Origin of the sequence: Butyrivibrio sp. MB2005, from assembly GCF_000424285.1 — a bacterium.
Lineage (GTDB): Bacteria > Bacillota > Clostridia > Lachnospirales > Lachnospiraceae > Butyrivibrio.
The window spans coordinates 176,350-196,343 of sequence record NZ_AUJP01000009.1 but is presented as its reverse complement, the minus strand read 5'-3'; the positions used below and the strand labels follow the sequence as shown (position 1 = coordinate 196,343).

Sequence of the window (19,994 nt, the reverse complement as noted above, 5' to 3'; positions counted from 1 at the left end):
TTAAACAAAAGTTATCAATTATTGCTGCATAGTATTTACAAATTGCTTTTTCTGTGTTCTCCATTGCGATAAAGCGATATAAAACAGTGCCATTTTATCTGTCATTTAAGGTACTTTACAGCCCAGACAGTCTCGTTATTGCTGCCCTTGGCTGAAATACACAGGGTTTTGTTGCCTGCTTCATCTGTCATGGAAAATACGCAGCCATCATAGCTCTGTCCATCAATTGTGAGCGTAACGAATGATGTACCTTCCTTAAGCTCATAGCTGCCGCTAAGGCTCTCTTCGCCCTCAGCTGATGCAATATTTCCGCCACTGAAGCTGCATTTTACAGGCTTATTTACTATATTATTCACAGCAAGGCCGTGATTTAACACATAAAAAGTGCCTTCAATGGACGTAACACCTTCAGCCTCGCTATCACCTGATTCTTCAGAAGCCGCACCGCTTCCACTTATTGAGGCGATACTCTCATCTCCCGTATACTCAAAAGGTGCTGCCGTAAACCAGCCATCCTCTGTCATGAAAAGCTTGTGAACTCTGGGCTCATGGAACTCCTGGCCGTCATCGAATCTCTGATGATATACGATGTAGTAATCTCCCGCTTCATCCTGGAAAATAGACTGTCCGCCGGGGGCCATGTATGTCACTGAAAGGCTTGGAAGCGTATAATTTCCCATCATTTTAAGACCGTAATTCATGTAATCTTCTTCATCGCCAAGTCTGTTGCCTGCCGCATCCACGTAGGGGCCTGTGGGATTTTCGCTTCTAAACTGCCTTATCTGATAACCGCCGTCACTGGTAAGCCCGCCGTATGACAGGAATAGATAGTAATAACCTGTCTCTTTGGAATAGGTCAGATAGGGACCTTCTATAGCATGATGTCCGCCTCCAACCAGCCTGTAACCGTAGTAGGGATCCGGCGCATCCTCCGTGCCTGCCTTAGCCTCTTCGATAGGATGAATAGGCTTTCCTGTTGCCGGATCAAGCTCAAGCAGGAAAATTCCGCCGGACCAGGATCCGTATACCATCCACATTTTGCCATCTTCATCAGTGAAAACAGCAGGATCTATGCAGTTAGGCCACTTTTCATTGTCATATCCGCCGTATTTAAGATATTCTGACAAATCCGCATCCTGCCCCAGTACATCTTTAATATCCGTCTCATCCACATGCGAACCGGTAAATCCGGAATACAGGATAGTATCTGTATATGAATACTTTCCGCCGGGCTCATCCGCCACAGCCATACACAGATTCGACTTAATATAAGAAGAAGTGGTACAAAAATACATCACGTACTTCTGCATGGTCTCATTGTAAAAAGTGTTGGCAGCCCACACAGAATAGCCGCCCTCCTCGTTTTTACCTACAAAATCAAAAGCGGGGAGACTTCCTGAAAACAGGTTGTCAAATACGTTGTTGCCATTTCCGATATAGCTCCAGTCCTTGAGATCATCGGATTTTGCCAGTACCTGATGGCTTCCTGTCATGTAGTAGGTGCCATCAGCCAGGATTACCTGCGGATCATGGCAACAAACAGCATTTTTATAAACGCCCTTTTTTATCTCATCTGCGCTAAGTTCATCTGCTCCCATGGATTCCTCCTGTTCTGCGAGTTCTTCGGATTGGGCATCTTCTGCGCCTGAATTTTTCACGCTATCTGCCTCATTGCCTGTTCCTTCTGCATCATCAATGCCGGAAACCTTCTCTCCGGTTTCGGCAGATGAACATCCGGAAGCCATTCCATATAAGCCGAGAGCTGTTCCAATACAGGCAGCCGTCATAAAAGCCCTTTTTATTCTATTTTTATTTACCATTACCGATCATCCTCATCTGCACTTGAAAACAGGATATCCTCTGTCGTCATACTGAATCTTCATGAGCATTGCGTGACGATTGGGGTTGTAAAGCGGATCTCCTACAATCTCTGTCTCAGTTCTTGCATGATAGACCATGATGTCCTGACCATTCTCATCTACAGTAAAAGAGTTGTGTCCGGGGCCGTAAACCACCGCCTCTGCGTCACTGGCAAGCACGGGATATCTCTCCTTGCTCCAGGATCTAGGATCAAGAAGATCTGCATTCTCATCAGCTGTGAGCATTCCAACGCAATAGGCGATTCCTGTCTCACTTGCTGAATATGTCATGAAAATCTTGCCGTTTCTCTTAAGGATTGCAGGTCCTTCATTTACCCAAAAACCAACTCTTTCCCAGTCATAATCGGGAGTTGTGAGAAGTACCTGTACTGTTTTCAGTTCATAAGGGCTCTTCATCTCTGCTATATAAAGGTTGGAAATCTGCTTACCTACGCCAACCTTCTCAGCCCAGATGTAGTACCATTTTCCATTGTTCTCAAAAACTGTGGCATCCAGGGAAAATGCTCTAAATGAGAATTCATCATCCTCTGCGCACTTCATTTTGCCCTTTTCAACCCAGCTGTCTGCTATGGGGTCTTCGCCCTGACACTCGATAACATAAGGACGGATCTTCCACTTATCCTCTGCTTCGCCCCCTGCAAAATAGATGTACCACTTACCCATCACATAATGCAGCTCTGGTGCCCAGATGTGGTCGCCCATAACTCCGGTGTCATGCTTTCTCCAGATTACATGCTCCTCTGCGTCAGCAAGGCCTGCCACTGTATCTGAATGTCTAAGAACGATCCTGTCATATTCAGGAACGGATGCCGTAAAATAGTAAGATCCATCCGGCGCTTTTACCACGTAGGGATCGGCGCGCTGCAGAATCCACGGCTCGTTATATTTAAGTTCTTTTTCTTTATCCATAAATCTGCTCCATATTTAATTTTCATATTCACTCTATAGTTCAGCTCATAAGTTAATCACAAAAAATCACCGGTTTCATAAGTTAATCACACTTTACAGTTCCATAAGTCAATCACTGTTTTTCATTGTTACCTGTAAAAATCACCAATATTCAATTTTATATTATGCTGAACTATTTTATATTTATCTAAATTATATACACAATGATTACAATTTTCAACCATTTGATATTTGGAAATTTAGGGTGTAATATAGATAAGTTGTCCCAAAAACGAATCTATTTTTGGAAGGAATTGAAGAATTAGTATTTAGGAGGTATTAAAAAATGGATTCAAAACGCATGAAATGGACCACTTTGGCATTCATGGCATTCTCAACCGTTTGGGGATTCGGTAATGTACTCAATGGTTTCGTCTATTTCAATGGTATTCAGGTTATTTTCAGCTGGATACTCATGTTCGCACTTTATTTTGTGCCCTACGCACTGATGGTTGGTGAACTTGGTTCAGCCTTCAAGACATCAGGCGGCGGTGTAAGCTCATGGATTCGCAGCACAACCGGTCCCAAGCTTGCTTATTACGCAGGTTGGACTTACTGGGCTTGCCACATCACTTACATCGCTTCTAAGTCATCAGGTGGCCTTAAGGCTCTTAGTTGGGCTGTTTTCAGGAATGGTGAGACCTACGACACATTCCCTACACTTGCAGTACAGCTTGTTACTCTTGCTATCCTGCTCTTCTTCTGCTGGGTTGCTTCAAAGGGTCTTAATCCCCTTAAAAAACTAGCTACACTTGCAGGAACAAGTATGTTTGTAATGTCCATTCTCTACATCATCATGATGTTCGCTGCACCTGCAATCAACCCTCAAGGCGGCTTCGTATCAATGGACTTCAGCATGAAGAACCTCATCCCTCAGTTTGATGTTAAGTACTTCACATCTCTGTCCATCCTTGTATTCGCAGTTGGTGGATGTGAGAAGATCTCTCCTTATGTAAATAAGGTTGAGAACCCTAGCAAAGGCTTCCCCAGATCAATGATAACACTTGCTATCATGGTTGTAGTCTGCGCTTTCCTTGGCACAATCGCTATGGGTATGATGTTTGATCCCGCAGAGATCAACGCTTCAACAGAAAGTTTCAACTCTTACAACTCAAACGGAAGCTACTGGGCATTCCAGAAGCTCGGTAACTACTACCACATCGGTGACAGCCTTCTGATCATCTATGCTATCTGCAACATGATCGGACAGCTCTCAACACTGGTAATCAGTATCGATGCACCTCTTCGTATGCTTCTCGACAACGAGGACGCAAGAGCTTACATCCCTTCTGGTCTTCTTAAAAAGAACGAATCCGGTGCTTACATTAACGGAATTAAGATGGTTGCTATATTATCCGGTTCAATCATCCTCATCCAGTCATTCGTACCCGGTGCTGCAGCAGTTCTTAAGCAGCTCACCAAGCTCAACTCTGTATGCATGCCTCTTCGTTACCTGTGGGTATTCTTTGCTTACATGGCTCTTCGTAAGGCAGGCGAGAAGTTCCAGCCCGAGTATCGTTTTGTGAAAAACCAGGGCCTTGCTCTGTTCTTCGGTGGTTGGTGCTTCCTTGTAACAGCAGCAAGCTGCATACTTGGTATGTATGATACAGATCCTTTCACTTTTGCACTTAACGTAATAACTCCTCTTGTTCTCACAGGTCTTGGCGTTATTCTTCCTATCATTGCCAAAAATGAAAAGGGTTCAAAAGCCTAAAACCTAATATTCAGCTATATGAAGGCGGCATTCCGTATGGGATGTCGCCTTTTTTGTCGTCTTCGCCCTTCATATTTCTGCCCTTTCAAGAATCTGGAAAATCTTCTTTCTTATCGAAATCCCGATAGAAATTTCCCGAAGCAAATAGTAAAATATAGATACAATTATTAGAAAAAATGGAGGTTAGTTATGAAGAAGTTTTGCAACACCTTTCGCAGAATAAGTACTTTCATTCTCGCGATCGTATTATTTGTGACCATTTTGCCCGTAGCGACACTTGGCACAAACACTATTACGGCAGCTGCCGCATCTGACAATATCAGAAGCAATCTCAATGAAAACGAGCAGAAAATCTATGATGCATACGTGTATCTGGATTCAAAGATCATGGGCTATGGCTCAGAGATCACTGCTTCCAACATGAAGGAATACGGCACTTCCAATTTCTTTACAATGTACTCAGGTTTAGAATCCAAGAAAAAATACGCAGATTCCGATCTGAAATACGCAAGACGCGCCTACATCTACGCTAATCCTTTAGAGCTTGACGGCGCTATGGCTCAGATCAAATTCCTCTATGTGAAGGCTGAATCAGGCAAATACAGCTGTTTTGCTTATCTTCAGAGAACCGATGAGGATGAATACTCCTATCAGCGTAAGAGACTGAAGAACGCCATCAAGAGAATCAAAAAGAACTTTGATGAGGACGATGAAGAGTTTGATAATGAAGTAAAAATCGCAAACTACTTATTAAACAACACAACCTACAACAACATCAAAATCGACAGCTATGACCTGAGAAATACCGCTTATGGCGCACTTGTATGGCACAAAGCATCCTCACAGGGCTACGCTGCAGCCTTCTCTCTTCTGCTTGATGAGGTCGATATCGACAACAACATTCTATTCAGTGCAACAAAGTGCTGGAATCAGGTAAAGATCGGAAGCAGCAGATATGAGACAGATCTTGTGAACTGCGATCAGAGTAAGATTAACCTGGTAAACTCAAGATTCAACATTTCTTCAAGGGAAATGAAGAGCGATGGTTTAACCAGAGTTGATTATTGCACAGAATTCTCTAATTCTACAGGCACAGCCAAGAATACACGCAGTAAGCTCAAGAAATACAATCATAGCCTGCTTGGTAACGCAGCAAACCTCGGCGTTGCAGTTCTTAACTCCGATAACACCGTTACCCGTACAACACTGACTCAGGATGAGCAGACTGTAAATATCGTTCCTGTATTTAAGTACAACAACGAGCTTAAGAACCTTAGCGGCATACTTAAGTCAGCTACAATCGCTCCTGACGATAACAGTGCATTTACATGGACCGAGTGGTCAAAGAGCACACCATACTTCACTCTCACCAAGAACGGCAAGGGCACAAGCAGAGCTTTGACCATTACTCTTGTTTATAAAAAGAGCACAGATCTTGATGAGACCACAGTAAACTACAGCGTTACATTAAATGACATTCCAAAAGACACAAAGAACTATAAGTACAAGGTTACAGGTACAAACACCGTTACGCTTGTAAAATGCACCAAGACAAACATTAAGAACGCTGTAATCCCTTCAACAGTTACAATAGACGGAAAAGTCTACAATGTAACCAAAATCGAGAAAAATGCTTTCAAGAAGTGCAAGAAGCTGGAATCCGTAACAATCGGTTGTTATGTTAAAGAGATAGGCGCAGAGGCCTTCTCCGGCAAGACCAAGCTCGTTTATGTTGAAACTCTTGGCAATAAGATCAACAAGGTTGGCAAGAACGCATTTAAGTCCGCAGATAATGGTACAATGTTCCTTCTTAGATCTACCGGCAAGTCAAAGTACAACAAGCTGGTTAAGAAGATTCAGAAGGCCGGCGGAAAATTCTCTGCTTTCAAGATGAGAACTGCTTAAAACCTATAGTCCTACGCCGTAAGGCGTACCTATATAAAAACTCCGGCGCCAGCGCCGGAGTTTTTTAGTGAAATTTTGCGATTTTTTACGTTTACTGCCCCTTTTTAGCGTTTTTAGGGGTTATACAATACTTTTAATAGTTTTTCTAATGTTTCCTGCACCCTGCATCTGCTTGTAGAGCTCCATTGCTCTCTCTGCAAGGTCATCTTCGTAAAGATTTACACCAAATACATCTTCTCTCTTAAGAACTTCCTCGGGAGAAAGTGCCTTAAGCTCATCAAGAAGCGGATCAGGACTCTGCTCGAAGGCATTGCCTTCATCATCGATTCCCTCAAGATATCTGAGATAACCTGCTATAACCAGGGCAACCACCTTAAGGTCTGCTGTATTAAGGGAAGAATCCTTCCTGTAGGCCTTTATTGTCTCGCCAAAGCGGATAGGTAGCTTCTGTGAAGTGTCGCAGGCAATTCTCTGAGGTGTATCAGGCATGAAAGGATTGGGAAGTCTCTTTGTGAGGACTGCATCCAGGAATTCCTGAGGTGAAAGCACCTTAGGATCAACCACAACTTTCATTCCCTCGTCTTTTCCAAGGGTTGTAACCAGCTTCTTAAGGTCTGCGTCGTCCATTTCATCATGAATTGTCTTATAACCAAGCATGCAGCCGAAAATAGCAAGGGCTGTGTGAAGAGGATTAAGGCATGTGCAAACCTTCATTCTCTCAGTTTTATCAACAGTCTCTCTGTCTGTGAAAATAAATCCGCCCTTCTCATAAGCCGCTCTGCCGTTGGGGAATTTGTCCTCGATAACAAGGTACTCGGTCTCCTCAGCATTTACAAAAGGAGCAACGTAGGTGTGCTTGGAAGTAACGATGGGCTCTGCGTTTTCAAGGCCGTCAGCCTTAAGCATCTCCTTAACTGTATCATCCGGACGGGGTGTGATCTTGTCGATCATTGTAAGGGGAAATGCCACAAGAGAAGCATCCTGAAGATATGCGGAGAAATCAGCATCGCATTTTCCTGCAGCTGCCCACTCTCCTGCTATCTCAAGAACAGCCTCCTTAAGCTTATCGCCGTTGTGTGAGCAGTTATCCATACTTACAACGGAAACAGGGAGCTTTCCTGCCTTGTATCTCTCAAGGAGAAGGCCTACAACCTTATCCATGTAAGCTCTTGTCTTATAGCCCTTCTCAGTGATGGTAAAGCTTACGATCTGAAGGGAAGGAGCTCTGAAAATCTCACGAAGTCGCTCGATTTCCTTCTCATTTTCCTCATCAAGGATGCAGGACTCTGCAATAGAACCGATTACCTTCTTCTCAACAGTTCCGTCTGCCTTAAGAGTAGCAAGAATGCTGAGATCATCAGAAGGTCTGTTGTATTTTTCAATGATCTCGTAGTCGTAGCCCTCAGCCACGATAAGTCCTGTGTCTATAACGCCTTCATCAAGGAGCTTTTCGCATACATTTGCCTGAAAAGCCCTAAAAATATTGCCGGCACCAAAGTGAATCCAGGTGGGATTTTTCCTGGTATTCTCTATCATTTTTTCTCTGTCATAGGAAGGGAGCTTGTAGCCCTTCTCTTCCCATGCTTTTTTATCTTTAATTCCTTCATTTGTGAGCTTTAACATCTTCAAACACCTCTCTCGTGACTTTTCTCGATTGCTTCCCAGAGACCGTTGATGTATGTAGCACCAAGCGCTCTGTCGTAGAGACCGTAGCCGGGCATTGCCTTTTCGCCCCAGATCATGCGGCCGTGGTCAGGTCTGATGGGGCCTGTAAAGCCGATATCGTAAAGAGCCTTAACAATCTCGTACATATCAAAGCTTCCATCTGATGAAAGATGAGCAGCTTCCTCGAAATCCGTAGGTGAGTTGAACTTAAGATTTCTTACATGTGCAAAATGAATGCGTCCCTTGAGGCTTCTGATCATGTCAGGAAGGTCATTTTCAAGGTTTGTGCCGTAGGAACCTGAGCAGAATGTAACGCCATTGTGCGGATTATCAACCATCTTCATCATGCGATGAATGTTTTCCTTGTTGATGATGATTCTGGGAAGTCCGAAAACGGGCCATGCGGGATCATCGGGATGAATAGCCATGTTGATGTCGTATTTATCGCAAACAGGCATGATTCTCTCAAGGAAATACTTAAGATTCTCGAAAAGATCCTCATCTGTAATGTCCTTATATTCCTCGAAAAGCTCCTTAACGTGAGCAAGTCTGTCGGGCTCCCAGCCGGGCATGATGCTTCCGTTGGTATCTGATGAGATTGAGTTAAACATCTCCTCGGGAACCAGAGCATCTACAGCCTCCTGAGTGTATGCAAGAACTGTTGAACCATCTGCTCTTTTTCTTGCAAGCTCTGTTCTTGTCCAGTCAAACACAGGCATGAAATTGTAGCAAACCATGTGAATGTCTTCTTCACCAAGGTTCTTAAGTGTCTCGATGTAGTTATCAATAAGCTGGTCCCTTGAGGGCTTGCCAAGCTTGATGTCCTCGTGAACATTAACGCTCTCGATACCTGCAACCTTAAGGCCTGCAGCCTCTACCTCGTCCTTCATGGCCTTAATGCGTTCTCTTGACCATACTTCACCGGGCTTAGTGTCATATAAAGTAGTGATAACGCCCTTAACGCCGGGAATCTGACGAATCTGCTCAAGAGTTACGGTATCGAACTCTTTTCCGTACCATCTAAGTGTCATTTCCATAAAAAAAGTACCTCCAACTTTGTATATCTGAAAATATCAAATCTCGTAGTGAGTTTGTCTTCTGCAAATATACTAAGTCTTTGGCACTTTTTTTCCAATTGAAAGGATTGTTATCAACCTTGCAAATCTTGTTATGTATGTAGTTTTATTCCTGTTCTCATAAAATCCGCATCAAGCGTGGATTTCTGGAATAAATGCAATTAGTCAAGATTCAGCTTTTTGTCGGTGATCCAGATGCTGGCAACGTACATTATCACAGATGCCACAACACTGATAAACAGGCTTACTATCGTAGTATGTGAGAAGTATTTGCCGGGATCCGTAGCACTGTCATATAACATACTGAAAGCTCCGGACATCATATTTACTGCGAATCCGAATATTCCCATTACGAAGCGTGTAGTGAAAAACGCGATAATGGAGCCAAGAATCTTATGCTTCTGCCACAGCTGTCCAATGCTGATAGCAAAGAAGAATATCAACATGTTAAATACTATCGTCATCAGAACGTTGAAGAGATAGCGAAGTGTACCCCAGAAGCCTATAATTCCAAGCATTTCCATGAAACTGTACACGACCCCATCCAGGAACTCCTGGATATCAAATAGATCATGAATGCTGCCATACAAAAGGAAGCTTCCAACCAACAGGGAAATGCTTATGAAAAGGCTAAGGGCCATGATAAACTGCCAGATTATAGCTACCAGCATCTTGGCAGACAATATCTCAGTGGTAGTAGCCGGAAGGGTAAATGTCAGATAACCCTCTGCTGTGTAAAGGCTGCGATAATAGCGCACTACATTCAAAACTGTAGTAAGGACTGCCGCAGAAACCAAAGCAAATACATATCCCGCAAGTCCAAGTGAAAGAAGAATTATCATGGTGGCCGGAAGATCGTCTATATTACCGGCAACCCCGTATCCCACGATGGCTGCAATAAAACCTACCACAATAGCGATGGCATCTATGGCTACAAAGTATTTCCAGGTAGCCTTAAATTCGTGTTTTATAAGTTTTCCTAACATCTGTATACCTCCCTAAACAATGCATCTACCGACTTACCTTCTCTGCTTCGGATCTCATCAACAGAAGCATGTAATGCGATCTGTCCATACTGCAGGAAAATAACATCATCAAGTATGCTCTCGACATCTGAAATAAGATGTGTGGAGATCAGAATCGTTGCGCTGGGATCATAGTTGGAAATAATAGTGTTCAGGATAAAATCTCTGGCTGCGGGATCTACACCTGCAATGGGCTCATCCAGCACATAGAGCTTAGCGCGGCGGCTCATTACCAGAATCAGCTGAACCTTCTCCTTATTACCCTTCGACAGTGTCTTCAACTTGGCGTCAGGATTTATCCTTAAAACATTCAGCATATTATATGCACGATTTATATCAAAATCTCTGTAAAAATCCACAAACAGCGCGAAAATGTCGCGAATTGTCATGTTGCCGTCAAGATAAGTCTGATCCGGCAGATATGAAACTACGCTTTTGGTCTCTACGCCGATGTTGTGTCCATCTACCTGTACAAGTCCTGATGTGGGCTGTAAAAGTCCGCACAGTATCTTGATAAGTGTGGTCTTACCGCTTCCGTTAGGTCCAAGAAGTCCCACGATATGACCGCTTTCCAGCTCAAGATTTACATTGTACAGAGCAGTAATGGATTCATAGTTCTTGGTTAACCCCTTAATATCAACTAATTTGCTCATACTGTTACTCCTTCATGCTTTCTTTAACAAGTACCTGGATCTCATCGTTACTAAGTCCAAGTCTCTTCATGGTCTCCAGAAAAACTTCAATCTGCGCTGTTGCCAGCTGCTTTTTCAGTTCATCAATCATGCCTTTATCCTCCGTAATAAATCGACCACTGGTACGTTCTGAATGCATATATCCATCTCTCTCAAGTTCGCTGAGTGCCCTCTGCATCGTGTTGGGATTCACCGCCGCTTCTGCAGCAAGATCGCGAACACTGGGCAGTCTCTGCCCCGGCTGATAATAGCCTGAAACAATATCATATTGAAGATGCTCCACAATCTGTATAAAGATCGGGCGATCCGAGTCAAGATTCCATGGCATGGCATTTGCTCCTTTCATGTATTATTGTATTAGCTGTATAGTACAATAATACACTTCGCATTCATTGTCAACTGTTTTTCGTAAATTTTTTCACATGAAAGGTTTCTGCCTGAAAAATTAACGCACATAAAAAGCCCGGGAAGCCGCTTAATTGCAGCCTCCCGGGCGAAAATAAAATTTTATCGATACTACAACCTCCCTGATAAACGCTTCTCTCTCCGCGCTGTCAGCTATATCCTGAACACTGACCAGTTCAGGATACAGTTTTATGGTTTTATCAAAAAACGGACGTGTCTTATTCTCAGATTTTTCCTTGCTGCAATAATTACAGATAAATCCGGCATTTGTCTCAAAATCTATTATAGAAACCTTTAGCTCTGGTATATACATATTCAGCAACCCCGAAAGTAAGTGACTAGATTATCTCACCCTTCACAATAGCAAGGAGTTCCATATCAACCTCTTCGTCAGTATCGAAGCACTTCGGCACATAGGTGCAGTCACTAACAGGTGCATTCAGAAGATTTTTCGCCCAGGTGCAAGCAAGAGCATATCTTCCATAGAGATAATGCATGTGGAAGCCGTCCCTGCAGATGGATTTTCCGCCCTTTGCTACGTCAAACTCAGGATGTTTTCTGATATTCTGGATCACATCTCCGCAAGGAATCAGCTGAATGCCGTATTTATCAGCTATGGCATGATAATTAGCCCTGGAACGGTTGTACATTTCCTGCTGATCGCGGTTATATCTGATAAAGCAGCCATGATCACTGTCAATCTCGTATGCCCAGGTCTGCTGCATGCAGATTTTGGCGCCGGGAACTTCTTTTTTAATATAATCAAAAATAAGTCCTGCAAACGGCTCGTAGGTATCAAGCCATCCGCTGTCATGGCTGGACTGCTGGGTCACAATGTAGTCCCATGGCCTGCTGCGCAGAATTTCAGAAATGCTCACATATCTGTCAGTGCAGATCCCATTTTCCTGGTACTGATATGCCTTCTCATCCCTCTCGATGTTGCTCCAATGGCGCTCCAAGGAACATCCACCGATATAAAGATTCACCACATGTACTGAAAGCCCCATGTTTTCACAGATATCATACAGATATGCTGTGGCATCCCTTGAAAAACTGTTACCGATTGCCAAAATATTAGTCATATTTATATTCCCCATATCACTTTCTAAAAATAGTTTTTTGTTAGCATAATTGCCTGACAGCTTCGTGTCAACAAATATCCGCTATTTTCCGCAAAAAGATTGCACAAAATAGAAAAAAGTGATAGAAAGAAATACTGTGTCCCTAAATCGGACGCAGTTAAGGATGGTTAATTTTTCATGACTAAAGGTTCTATTACCAAGAATTTAATAATGTTCGCTATTCCGCTGTTTCTCGGGCAGCTTCTTCAACAGTTATACAGCATTGTAGACTCCGTTGTTGTGGGAAATGTCCTGGGTAAGGAGGCTCTGGCAGCTGTCAGCACCACGGGAAGCCTTATCTTTTTAATGGTGGGCTTTATAAACGGCTTGTTCATGGGTAACAGCGTTATTATAGGCAAAAGCTACGGCGCTAAGGACTACAAAGAGGTTTCAAAAGCAACCCATACGGGAATTACATTTGCGATACTCATGGGAATTGTGATGACTGTGTGGGGCTATTTCTTCACGCCTATCCTTCTTAGGTGGATGGGAACACCGTCTGACGTAATGGATAATTCTGTGTTGTACTTCAAAATATACTTCCTCGGAGGCCTTGGCAATATTCTGTATAGCGCCTGCTGCGGAGTATTTCAGGCTGTGGGAGATTCCAAAAGGCCGCTGTATTACCTTGTTGTCAGCACCGTAGTAAACACTATTCTTGATATTGCATTTGTTAAATACTTTGGCCTTGGAATCGCAGGTGCAGCGCTTGCCACCATAATCGCACAATTTGTCAGTGCCATTCTGGCCTTCGCCAAACTGCTTAAAGTCGACGGACCTCATAGAATTTTCCTAAGTAAGCTTAAGATGGATATGAATCTTCTGTGGAAAGAGCTGAAAATAGGAATTCCGACAGGAATACAGAATAGCGTGATCGCAATAGGAAATGTGGTTGTACAGTCAAATATCAACGCCTTCGGCTCAGCAGCTATGGCAGGCTGCGGCAGCTATTCCAAGCTTGAAGGCTTTGTCTTTTTGCCGATAACCTGCATCTGCATGGCTTTGACCACATTCGTCAGTCAGAATCTTGGTGCAGGTGAGATCAAAAGAGTCAGAAAAGGTTCAGTTATTGGCTGTGCTATCGGTGTTGGATGCGCAGAGCTTATAGGCGTGGCCATTTTTGCCTTCGCACCGCTTTTCCTAAGGATCTTCTCAAGTGAGCCTGCCGTACTTGCAATCGGTACTACCCAGGCAAGAACAGAGAGTCTTTTCTTCTTCCTGTTGGCACTTAGCCATTGCCTCGCGGGAATATACAGGGGTGCCGGAAAAACCACAGTTCCTATGATTGTCATGCTGTCCAGCTGGTGCCTTCTCAGAATAACCTACATAACCATAATTGTCAGACTTATCCCGGTAGTTAATGTGATTTTCTGGGCTTATCCTCTGACCTGGTCTGTCAGCACAGTGATTTTCGTAATCTATTACTTCAAGGGAAAATGGATTAAAGCAGCATAAAAAAGGCCCGGAAAATCCGGGCCTTTGAACTGCCATAATTTCTAATTCACTCATGCATTGTATATTCTGTATCCTCTGCGATCATATCAAGCATGATACGGGCAAATCTCTCATCGAACTGAGTTCCCATTCCATTTTTTATCTCACTTATCACGTGGTCCTGAGGAATTATGTTTCGATAGCTTCTGCGGCTGGTCATGGCATCATAAGCATCCGCAACGGCTATAATTCTTGCTTCTTCAGGTATATCCTCACCCTTTAAGCCGTCGGGGTAGCCTGTTCCGTCGTACCTCTCGTGATGCCACCTGGCGCCCTTTATGAGGTTAGGCATCTCGGCGATATTACTCAGTATCTTGGCACCCATAACAGGGTGATTTTTAATCTTATCAAACTCTTCATCGTTGAGCCTTCCGGGCTTATTTATCACAGAATCCGGCACTCCGATCTTACCTACATCATGGAGCAGGCCTATCATGTATATCTCTTCCTGACGATCCGATGAAAACCCGCATCTACTGGCGATTTCTTTGGAATATGCTGCAACCCTTCTTGAATGGCCGTTTGTGTAATTATCCTTGGCATCTATGGCATCCGCCAGAGTCTCAACGATATGAAGGGACATGCTCTCCAGCTGCCTTGTCTTAAGCACAACCTGACCGTGAAGATCCTTTTGGAAGGCTATAAGCTCTAATAGATGAGTAACACGAAGCCTTAGAACCTCAGCATGAAAAGGCTTCCTGATGTAATCCATCGCTCCAAGGGATAATCCCGTTGTCTCAGATACATCATCATCATTGGCTGTCATGAAAACCACAGGTATTTCCTCGGCTCCGGTCTTCTTTTCCCATTCTCTGAGGAGCTTCATGGTCTCATATCCATCCATCTCGGGCATACGGATATCCATCAAAATTATGTCCGCATCATTGGCTTCAAGATATCCAAGGAGAAGCTTTCCGCTCTTTAGACAGGTCACTCTGTACCCGCATTTGGATAAGATAGCATCTGAATTTTTTAAAATCACAGTGTCATCATCGACAACTACTACACGTTCGTTCATCCATGATCCTCCACCCTCAAATCAGTTTAGATCAGTATTACAGCTTGTTATTCCATTTTCTGTTCTCGAAAAAATCATCAATAGATGCGATTATGTCTTTTCTGGACATGGTCTTAAGAAGGTAGCCCTGGGGCTTTAGCTTCATGACCTTCATTATGCTCTCCCTGTCGGATTTTCCCGTAAGGAATATTATCGGAATCTGCGCAGCACTGACTTCGCTACGTATCATCTCCATTACCTGGGGACCGGGAGTAATGGGCATATCATAATCAAGCAGTATCAGATCCGGCGAGTGATGTGCAATGTAAGTGATGGCCTGCATTCCTGATTTTACCGCGGTTACCCTGTATTTTTCAGAAAGCCACCCCTGAAACATTCTAAGAGATGTAGGATCGTCATCAACGAGAAGAATGTGCTTCCCAAGCTTTTTCTCCTCGGCAATTTGGGAAACATCCTTGAGCTCCTCCGAGACATTTTTGGCATCAAAGGGGCGGGTAAACTCCTTAATTATGAATTTTTCCGGAATGTAGCGCTTGACCTCTTCCATCTCAATTTCATAGCCTATAAGACAGACAGGAAGCTCCTTGTCCTCGCACAGATCCTTTAGATAAACAAGGGCATCCGCGGATTCATATATGTATTCATCCGCAAGTAATAAGACGATATCAACATTCTCTTTTACCATCTCTATACTCTTAACCAAAGGTTCTGCGTGGACGGTTTCGAAGCCACTTTCCATAAGATTGGATTCAAGTGCATAAATCATAAAACCTGCGCCACGGCTAATTATCATTATCCTGGTTGCCATTTACTGCTTCCCCCCATCTAGTATTCCCGGAATAAGATCATAATCATAGTTATCAACTGCTTTTACCAGCTCATCATATTTTGCAGCTTCACTTTCAGGCATTCTGTAAGTGCCAAGCTTCTTCACCACCTGCGCCACAGAGTCAAAATCGTATGATGCGCAGAATTCTGAAAGTGTAGTATATGCTTCCTTTAGTGATTCATCAGTTATAATCGGCCTCGTATCCTCCTTGGAACTGTTCTCATCCTTGTCATTAAGGGTCTTAAGCGAAGATGTCAGCTTTCTGTATTCTTCCAAAAGAACCGGCAATTCCTTCTCCAGCTTCTCTGTATCCTTCGCATCTCCTGCTTTTTCCAGCGCTGCTGCATGATCTCCAAGAGAAAGTGCTCCGATCATTCGCGATGTACTCTTTAGCGAATGAACACGGATGGTCAGATTCTTCAGATCTCCATCATTCCATAATTTCTCAAGTTCCTCAGCATTCTTAGCCGCAGCATCATTATACAGCTTAAGGGTCGACATATATGAATGCTTGGATCCGCAATGGCTTATGCCGGAGTTGACATTCAGTTCCGGAATATTATAAATAAACTTCGGAATTACGGTTTTATCTTCGTCATTTCCTTCATCCGGAGCTTCAATCTTTTCTTTTGGAATGTACTCAAGTAACAGGTTTTCAAGACTCTCCGGATTGATGGGCTTAGTCATATAGTCATCAAAGCCAGCCTTTATGTACATCTCACGCATGCCCGAAATAGCATTTGCCGTAAGACAGATAATAGGCGTATCGGCATTTGGTGAATCAGCGATACCATGCATTTCTGCCAGGGTCTCGATACCGTCCTTTTTAGGCATCATGTGATCCAGGAAAATAACATCATAATGTCTTTCTTTGTACAGAGAAATGGCTTCATCACCGCTCTCTGCTGTATCGATATGCATTTTTGTGCGGCTCAAAAGATTGGCAAATACCTTAAGGTTAACCAGTGTATCATCAACCACCAGAACTGCCGCATCAGGAGCCGTGAACTTCTGCTGATAGCCCCGTCTTTCATTGATGGAGCGCTTGAAGGCTTCCTCAAAATTACCGATGGGATCCCATTTAACTACCTTCTGTTCCAAATTAAAGGAAAAAACTGAGCCCTCGCCGTACTTACTTTCAACCTGAAGCTGACTTCCCATCATGGCAAGGAAGCTCTGTGCTATGGTCATGCCAAGACCTGTGCCTTCGATATTGCGGTTTCTTTTTTCCTCGATTCGCTCAAATGCCTTAAACAGGCGGTCCATATCCTCAGGTTTTATGCCAATTCCAGTATCGGCAACCTTTACCTTCAGGATGATAGAATCGTTCTTGTACAATGGCTTTTCATAGCCCACAGTAAGGGTTATGGAGCCTTCTTTTGTGTATTTAACCGCATTGGAAAGGACATTGGTAATGACCTGCTTAATCCTTATCTCATCGCCGTTAAGGATAGTGGGAATTTCTCTGTCAATATCAAGCTTAAAAGCAAGACCCTTGTCAGCTGCTTTCTTCTGAACCATGTTTACAAGGTCGTTCAAAAGGGATACAAAGCTGTAATCCACATTTATTATGTCCATTCTGCCGGCTTCTATCTTCGAGAAGTCCAAAATGTCGTTTATGATTCCCAAAAGAGTATTTCCTGCGGTCCTTATACTCTCAGAATAACTAATGATATTTTCATCCTTACTGTCCCTTAGCACCATTTCGTTGAGTCCCAGGATGGCGTTCATGGGAGTACGAATGTCATGTGACATGGTGGAAAGGAAGTATGACTTGGCAGCATTGGCCTGATTGGCCTGCTCCGCTGCTTCCGACAGCTTATGGTTATAATTCATTAGTATCAGGAAATTGTAGACCAGCAAAATAATTAGGGCTACAGAAACCGTACCAAGCAAAATCCAGTCAACTACGCGGCTTACCGCAAGGTCTTTTTTGGGAATGTATGCTAGCAGATACCACACCTTCAAAGCCTCCAGAGGGGTATGGGATATCATACAATCCTCGCCCTTTGAGTTTTTCATTGTTATTGAGCCGACCTCGCCGATTACCTCCTGTTTTATGCGCTGAAAATCCTCAATGGGCACGTTATTGTAGGACTTGAAATATTCAAAGAAATTGCTGTTTTTCAGGGATTTTCCATGGAAAATATAGTTACCGTCCTTATCAATAAGGCTTATCTCAACGCTATCATACTCTCCCTTCAAAAAAACCAGCTTCTGCTCAAGATGGCTTAAAGGGACCACCCTCATCAAAAGACCGGTCTTTAATTCCTCTGTGTCCGGATCCAGAACCTGCACATAATTCATGAAAGCAATGGACTGTATTCCGTTCTGAGGATTGGTATAAGACCTTGTGAGATTAACCACGCCATTGACGTTGCTCGCACTGTCGAGATTGTCGAATATAGATATATTCTTGTAAGAAACCGCATAATCACCGGACCCTGACGGATTTTCCGCAGTTGAAATACCGGACCGCTCCGGATCATCCATGAAAATCAGATGACCGGAAATCTCAGGAAATACCTTGGCCTTTCTGATAAAAGAAATGGCCTCCTCGGGAGTCATGGGAGTACCTGCCTCCGCTGACCGGTTGACATAATTTGACCAAATGTCGCACAGATGCTGCTCATCTTCAAGATAGTTCGTGATGATCAGATTAACTGTGACAGTCATCTTCTCATATTCATCTATGACGTTTTGATTGCTCTCTTCTACTCTGGTATTCGCATATAGAACGATGAAAATAAGTACGAATCCTATTATGAGAAGATTGGGAATAATGACCAGCGCTTTCTTCACGCGACATCCTCCAAGGCATCCCAATTGTCAAATTCTTGCCAGACAATTATATCATAACAGTAGGTTCTTCCTTGCATTTGCGCTATTTTCACTCAAAGGTTCCATACATGGAAACAGCATCATCAATGGTGATCTCGCCTTTTCCAACCTGATAAGCCGCACCTTTAATCTGTACTGTAAGCGGATCTGTGACACCAATTACCTCAGGGGAAATTGTGCGATCAGCAGGTACCTGTCCAAAAGGCGCATAAACCGCATCAAAAGACAGATCAGATGTAGGCGTTACAAGACGCTTCACAGAAGCCATCTCATCAAGCTCCTTATTTGTTATAAGGAAACGCATAAACTCATTGGTCATGTCCAGGTTTTCGCATTCCTTATTTACGGAAAACTCTACAGAAGGACTGTCAATAAAGTATCCGCCCTTATCTGTCAAAGGTATAGGAGAAAATGTGTAACTAAAAGGATTCTGGGAAAAGGCCTCAGACTGGGTCTCACGTTTCCTGGTTCCGGACACGGTATCCCCACTGCAGATCATCATAGGTACATCGCCTTCGAAAAAGCGCAGAATTACCTCAGTGTAGTTGTCCTCGATCTTATCGCATTCAGCAATATCGATGCATCCGCTTTGAACCAGGTTATCAACAGCTTCCAGAGCAGGACGCATGTATTCTCCTGCTGCGGGATCGAGATTATTGGCAAGATCAAGGGCTTCCTGCTTTTCTGCAAGGCTGGCTACAAACATGGGATAAGCAACTGTGTACATGAAACAGCTGGATGACCCTGCACTGTAACCCATCATAGGGTTTGCATAGCCCTTACTTTTAAATTTTTCACACACATCTAAAAGCTCATTCCATGTGGTGGGAACTTTTAATCCTTCTTTTTCAAAAAGATCGTTGTTCACCAGCATGCCATAGCTTCTTGAAAAAACCGGCACCATCATTACATGGTTTTCATCATCATGGTAAATAAGGCCTTCGCGAATGCAGCCAAGATTAAGGCCAAGAGCGGAGTCCGACAAATCCTCAGTAAGAGTAAAAATGTGACTGTATTTTTCGTCGTCCACCATCGAGGCAAAGGTAAAGAAAATATTGGGCTTGTCATCGCCTTCCAGCGCTGTGTCCAATACATTGTTATAGTCATCAAGCTTCACATAGCTAAGCTGAACATTTGGATATATCTCGTTGAATCTGTCAAATTCGGCCTCTAAGGCCTCGAAATTATCGTAGCTTCCGGCCACAGTAAGACTGCACTCAGTGTTTGTATCAAGCGACGGGCTGAACTCTCCCTTTGCTTCTTCCGGTGCTTTACTGCCACAAGCCGTCAGCGACAAAACGCTTAAAACTAAAATGCTGCAGATAATCTTTCTCATGCTTTATAGCCCCCTCAATTCTGCAAATCTCTTTTATGTCTCAAC

At 43.5% G+C, this 19,994-nt stretch carries 16 protein-coding genes; 3 read left to right on the top strand and 13 right to left on the bottom strand.

The features are described 5' to 3' along the window. Positions 1-101: 101 nt before the first annotated feature. Together G610_RS19860 and G610_RS0105505 are read right to left on the bottom strand one after the other, a co-directional pair. The gene (locus G610_RS19860; protein ID WP_051197684.1) at positions 102-1,820 is read right to left on the bottom strand and encodes a glycoside hydrolase family 43 protein; all 1,719 of its coding nucleotides are present in this window, start codon (positions 1,818-1,820) and stop codon (positions 102-104) included. 12 nt (positions 1,821-1,832) lie between these two features. After that, positions 1,833-2,789, bottom strand: a complete 957-nt coding sequence (locus G610_RS0105505; protein ID WP_026523986.1) for a glycoside hydrolase family 43 protein — start codon at positions 2,787-2,789, stop codon at positions 1,833-1,835. 325 nt (positions 2,790-3,114) lie between these two features. On the opposite strand from G610_RS0105505, the gene G610_RS0105500 reads away from it, so the two are divergent. Beyond that, the gene (locus G610_RS0105500; RefSeq protein WP_026523985.1) at positions 3,115-4,542 is read left to right on the top strand and encodes an APC family permease; all 1,428 of its coding nucleotides are present in this window, start codon (positions 3,115-3,117) and stop codon (positions 4,540-4,542) included. A 189-nt stretch (positions 4,543-4,731) separates the two neighbouring features. Continuing rightward, complete coding sequence (locus G610_RS0105495) at positions 4,732-6,447, top strand: leucine-rich repeat protein (RefSeq protein ID WP_026523984.1); 1,716 nt, start codon at positions 4,732-4,734, stop codon at positions 6,445-6,447. Between the two features lie 120 nt (positions 6,448-6,567). On the opposite strand, the gene G610_RS0105490 is transcribed toward G610_RS0105495, so the two are convergent. From G610_RS0105490 to G610_RS19855, 7 genes are all read right to left on the bottom strand, one after another. Beyond that, on the bottom strand, positions 6,568-8,070 hold the full coding sequence (locus G610_RS0105490) for a mannitol dehydrogenase family protein (RefSeq protein ID WP_026523983.1): 1,503 nt from the start codon (positions 8,068-8,070) through the stop codon (positions 6,568-6,570). Between the two features lie 2 nt (positions 8,071-8,072). Then, the gene (gene uxuA, locus G610_RS0105485) at positions 8,073-9,149 is read right to left on the bottom strand and encodes a mannonate dehydratase (RefSeq protein ID WP_026523982.1); all 1,077 of its coding nucleotides are present in this window, start codon (positions 9,147-9,149) and stop codon (positions 8,073-8,075) included. A gap of 200 nt (positions 9,150-9,349) precedes the next feature. Then, positions 9,350-10,174 (bottom strand): hypothetical protein, encoded by an 825-nt coding sequence (locus tag G610_RS0105480; protein ID WP_026523981.1) that lies wholly within the window; start codon positions 10,172-10,174, stop codon positions 9,350-9,352. Next, positions 10,168-10,866, bottom strand: a complete 699-nt coding sequence (locus G610_RS0105475; protein WP_026523980.1) for an ABC transporter ATP-binding protein — start codon at positions 10,864-10,866, stop codon at positions 10,168-10,170. Before G610_RS0105475 ends, G610_RS0105480 begins: the two co-directional genes overlap by 7 nt. Positions 10,867-10,870: 4 nt before the next feature. Next, positions 10,871-11,233, bottom strand: a complete 363-nt coding sequence (locus tag G610_RS0105470; RefSeq protein ID WP_026523979.1) for a GntR family transcriptional regulator — start codon at positions 11,231-11,233, stop codon at positions 10,871-10,873. Between the two features lie 147 nt (positions 11,234-11,380). Next, a complete protein-coding gene (locus G610_RS0105465) occupies positions 11,381-11,623 on the bottom strand; it encodes a hypothetical protein (RefSeq protein ID WP_026523978.1) in 243 nt (80 codons plus the stop codon). Positions 11,624-11,648: 25 nt separating this feature from the next. Next, positions 11,649-12,392 (bottom strand): DUF4886 domain-containing protein, encoded by a 744-nt coding sequence (locus G610_RS19855; RefSeq protein ID WP_051197682.1) that lies wholly within the window; start codon positions 12,390-12,392, stop codon positions 11,649-11,651. A gap of 177 nt (positions 12,393-12,569) precedes the next feature. On the opposite strand from G610_RS19855, the gene G610_RS0105455 reads away from it, so the two are divergent. Continuing rightward, on the top strand, positions 12,570-13,886 hold the full coding sequence (locus G610_RS0105455; RefSeq protein WP_026523977.1) for an MATE family efflux transporter: 1,317 nt from the start codon (positions 12,570-12,572) through the stop codon (positions 13,884-13,886). Positions 13,887-13,932: 46 nt separating this feature from the next. Here G610_RS0105455 and G610_RS0105450 read toward each other — a convergent pair whose 3' ends face one another. The 4 genes from G610_RS0105450 to G610_RS0105435 form a co-directional block, all read right to left on the bottom strand. Next, positions 13,933-14,943: an HD-GYP domain-containing protein gene (locus G610_RS0105450; RefSeq protein ID WP_026523976.1), complete on the bottom strand. Its 1,011-nt coding sequence runs from the start codon at positions 14,941-14,943 to the stop codon at positions 13,933-13,935. 37 nt (positions 14,944-14,980) lie between these two features. Next, on the bottom strand, positions 14,981-15,751 hold the full coding sequence (locus G610_RS0105445) for a response regulator (protein ID WP_026523975.1): 771 nt from the start codon (positions 15,749-15,751) through the stop codon (positions 14,981-14,983). Then, a complete protein-coding gene (locus G610_RS19850) occupies positions 15,752-18,574 on the bottom strand; it encodes a response regulator (RefSeq protein WP_051197681.1) in 2,823 nt (940 codons plus the stop codon). It lies immediately after the preceding gene. An 88-nt stretch (positions 18,575-18,662) separates the two neighbouring features. Next, on the bottom strand, positions 18,663-19,949 hold the full coding sequence (locus tag G610_RS0105435; protein WP_026523974.1) for an ABC transporter substrate-binding protein: 1,287 nt from the start codon (positions 19,947-19,949) through the stop codon (positions 18,663-18,665). Positions 19,950-19,994: the final 45 nt, after the last annotated feature.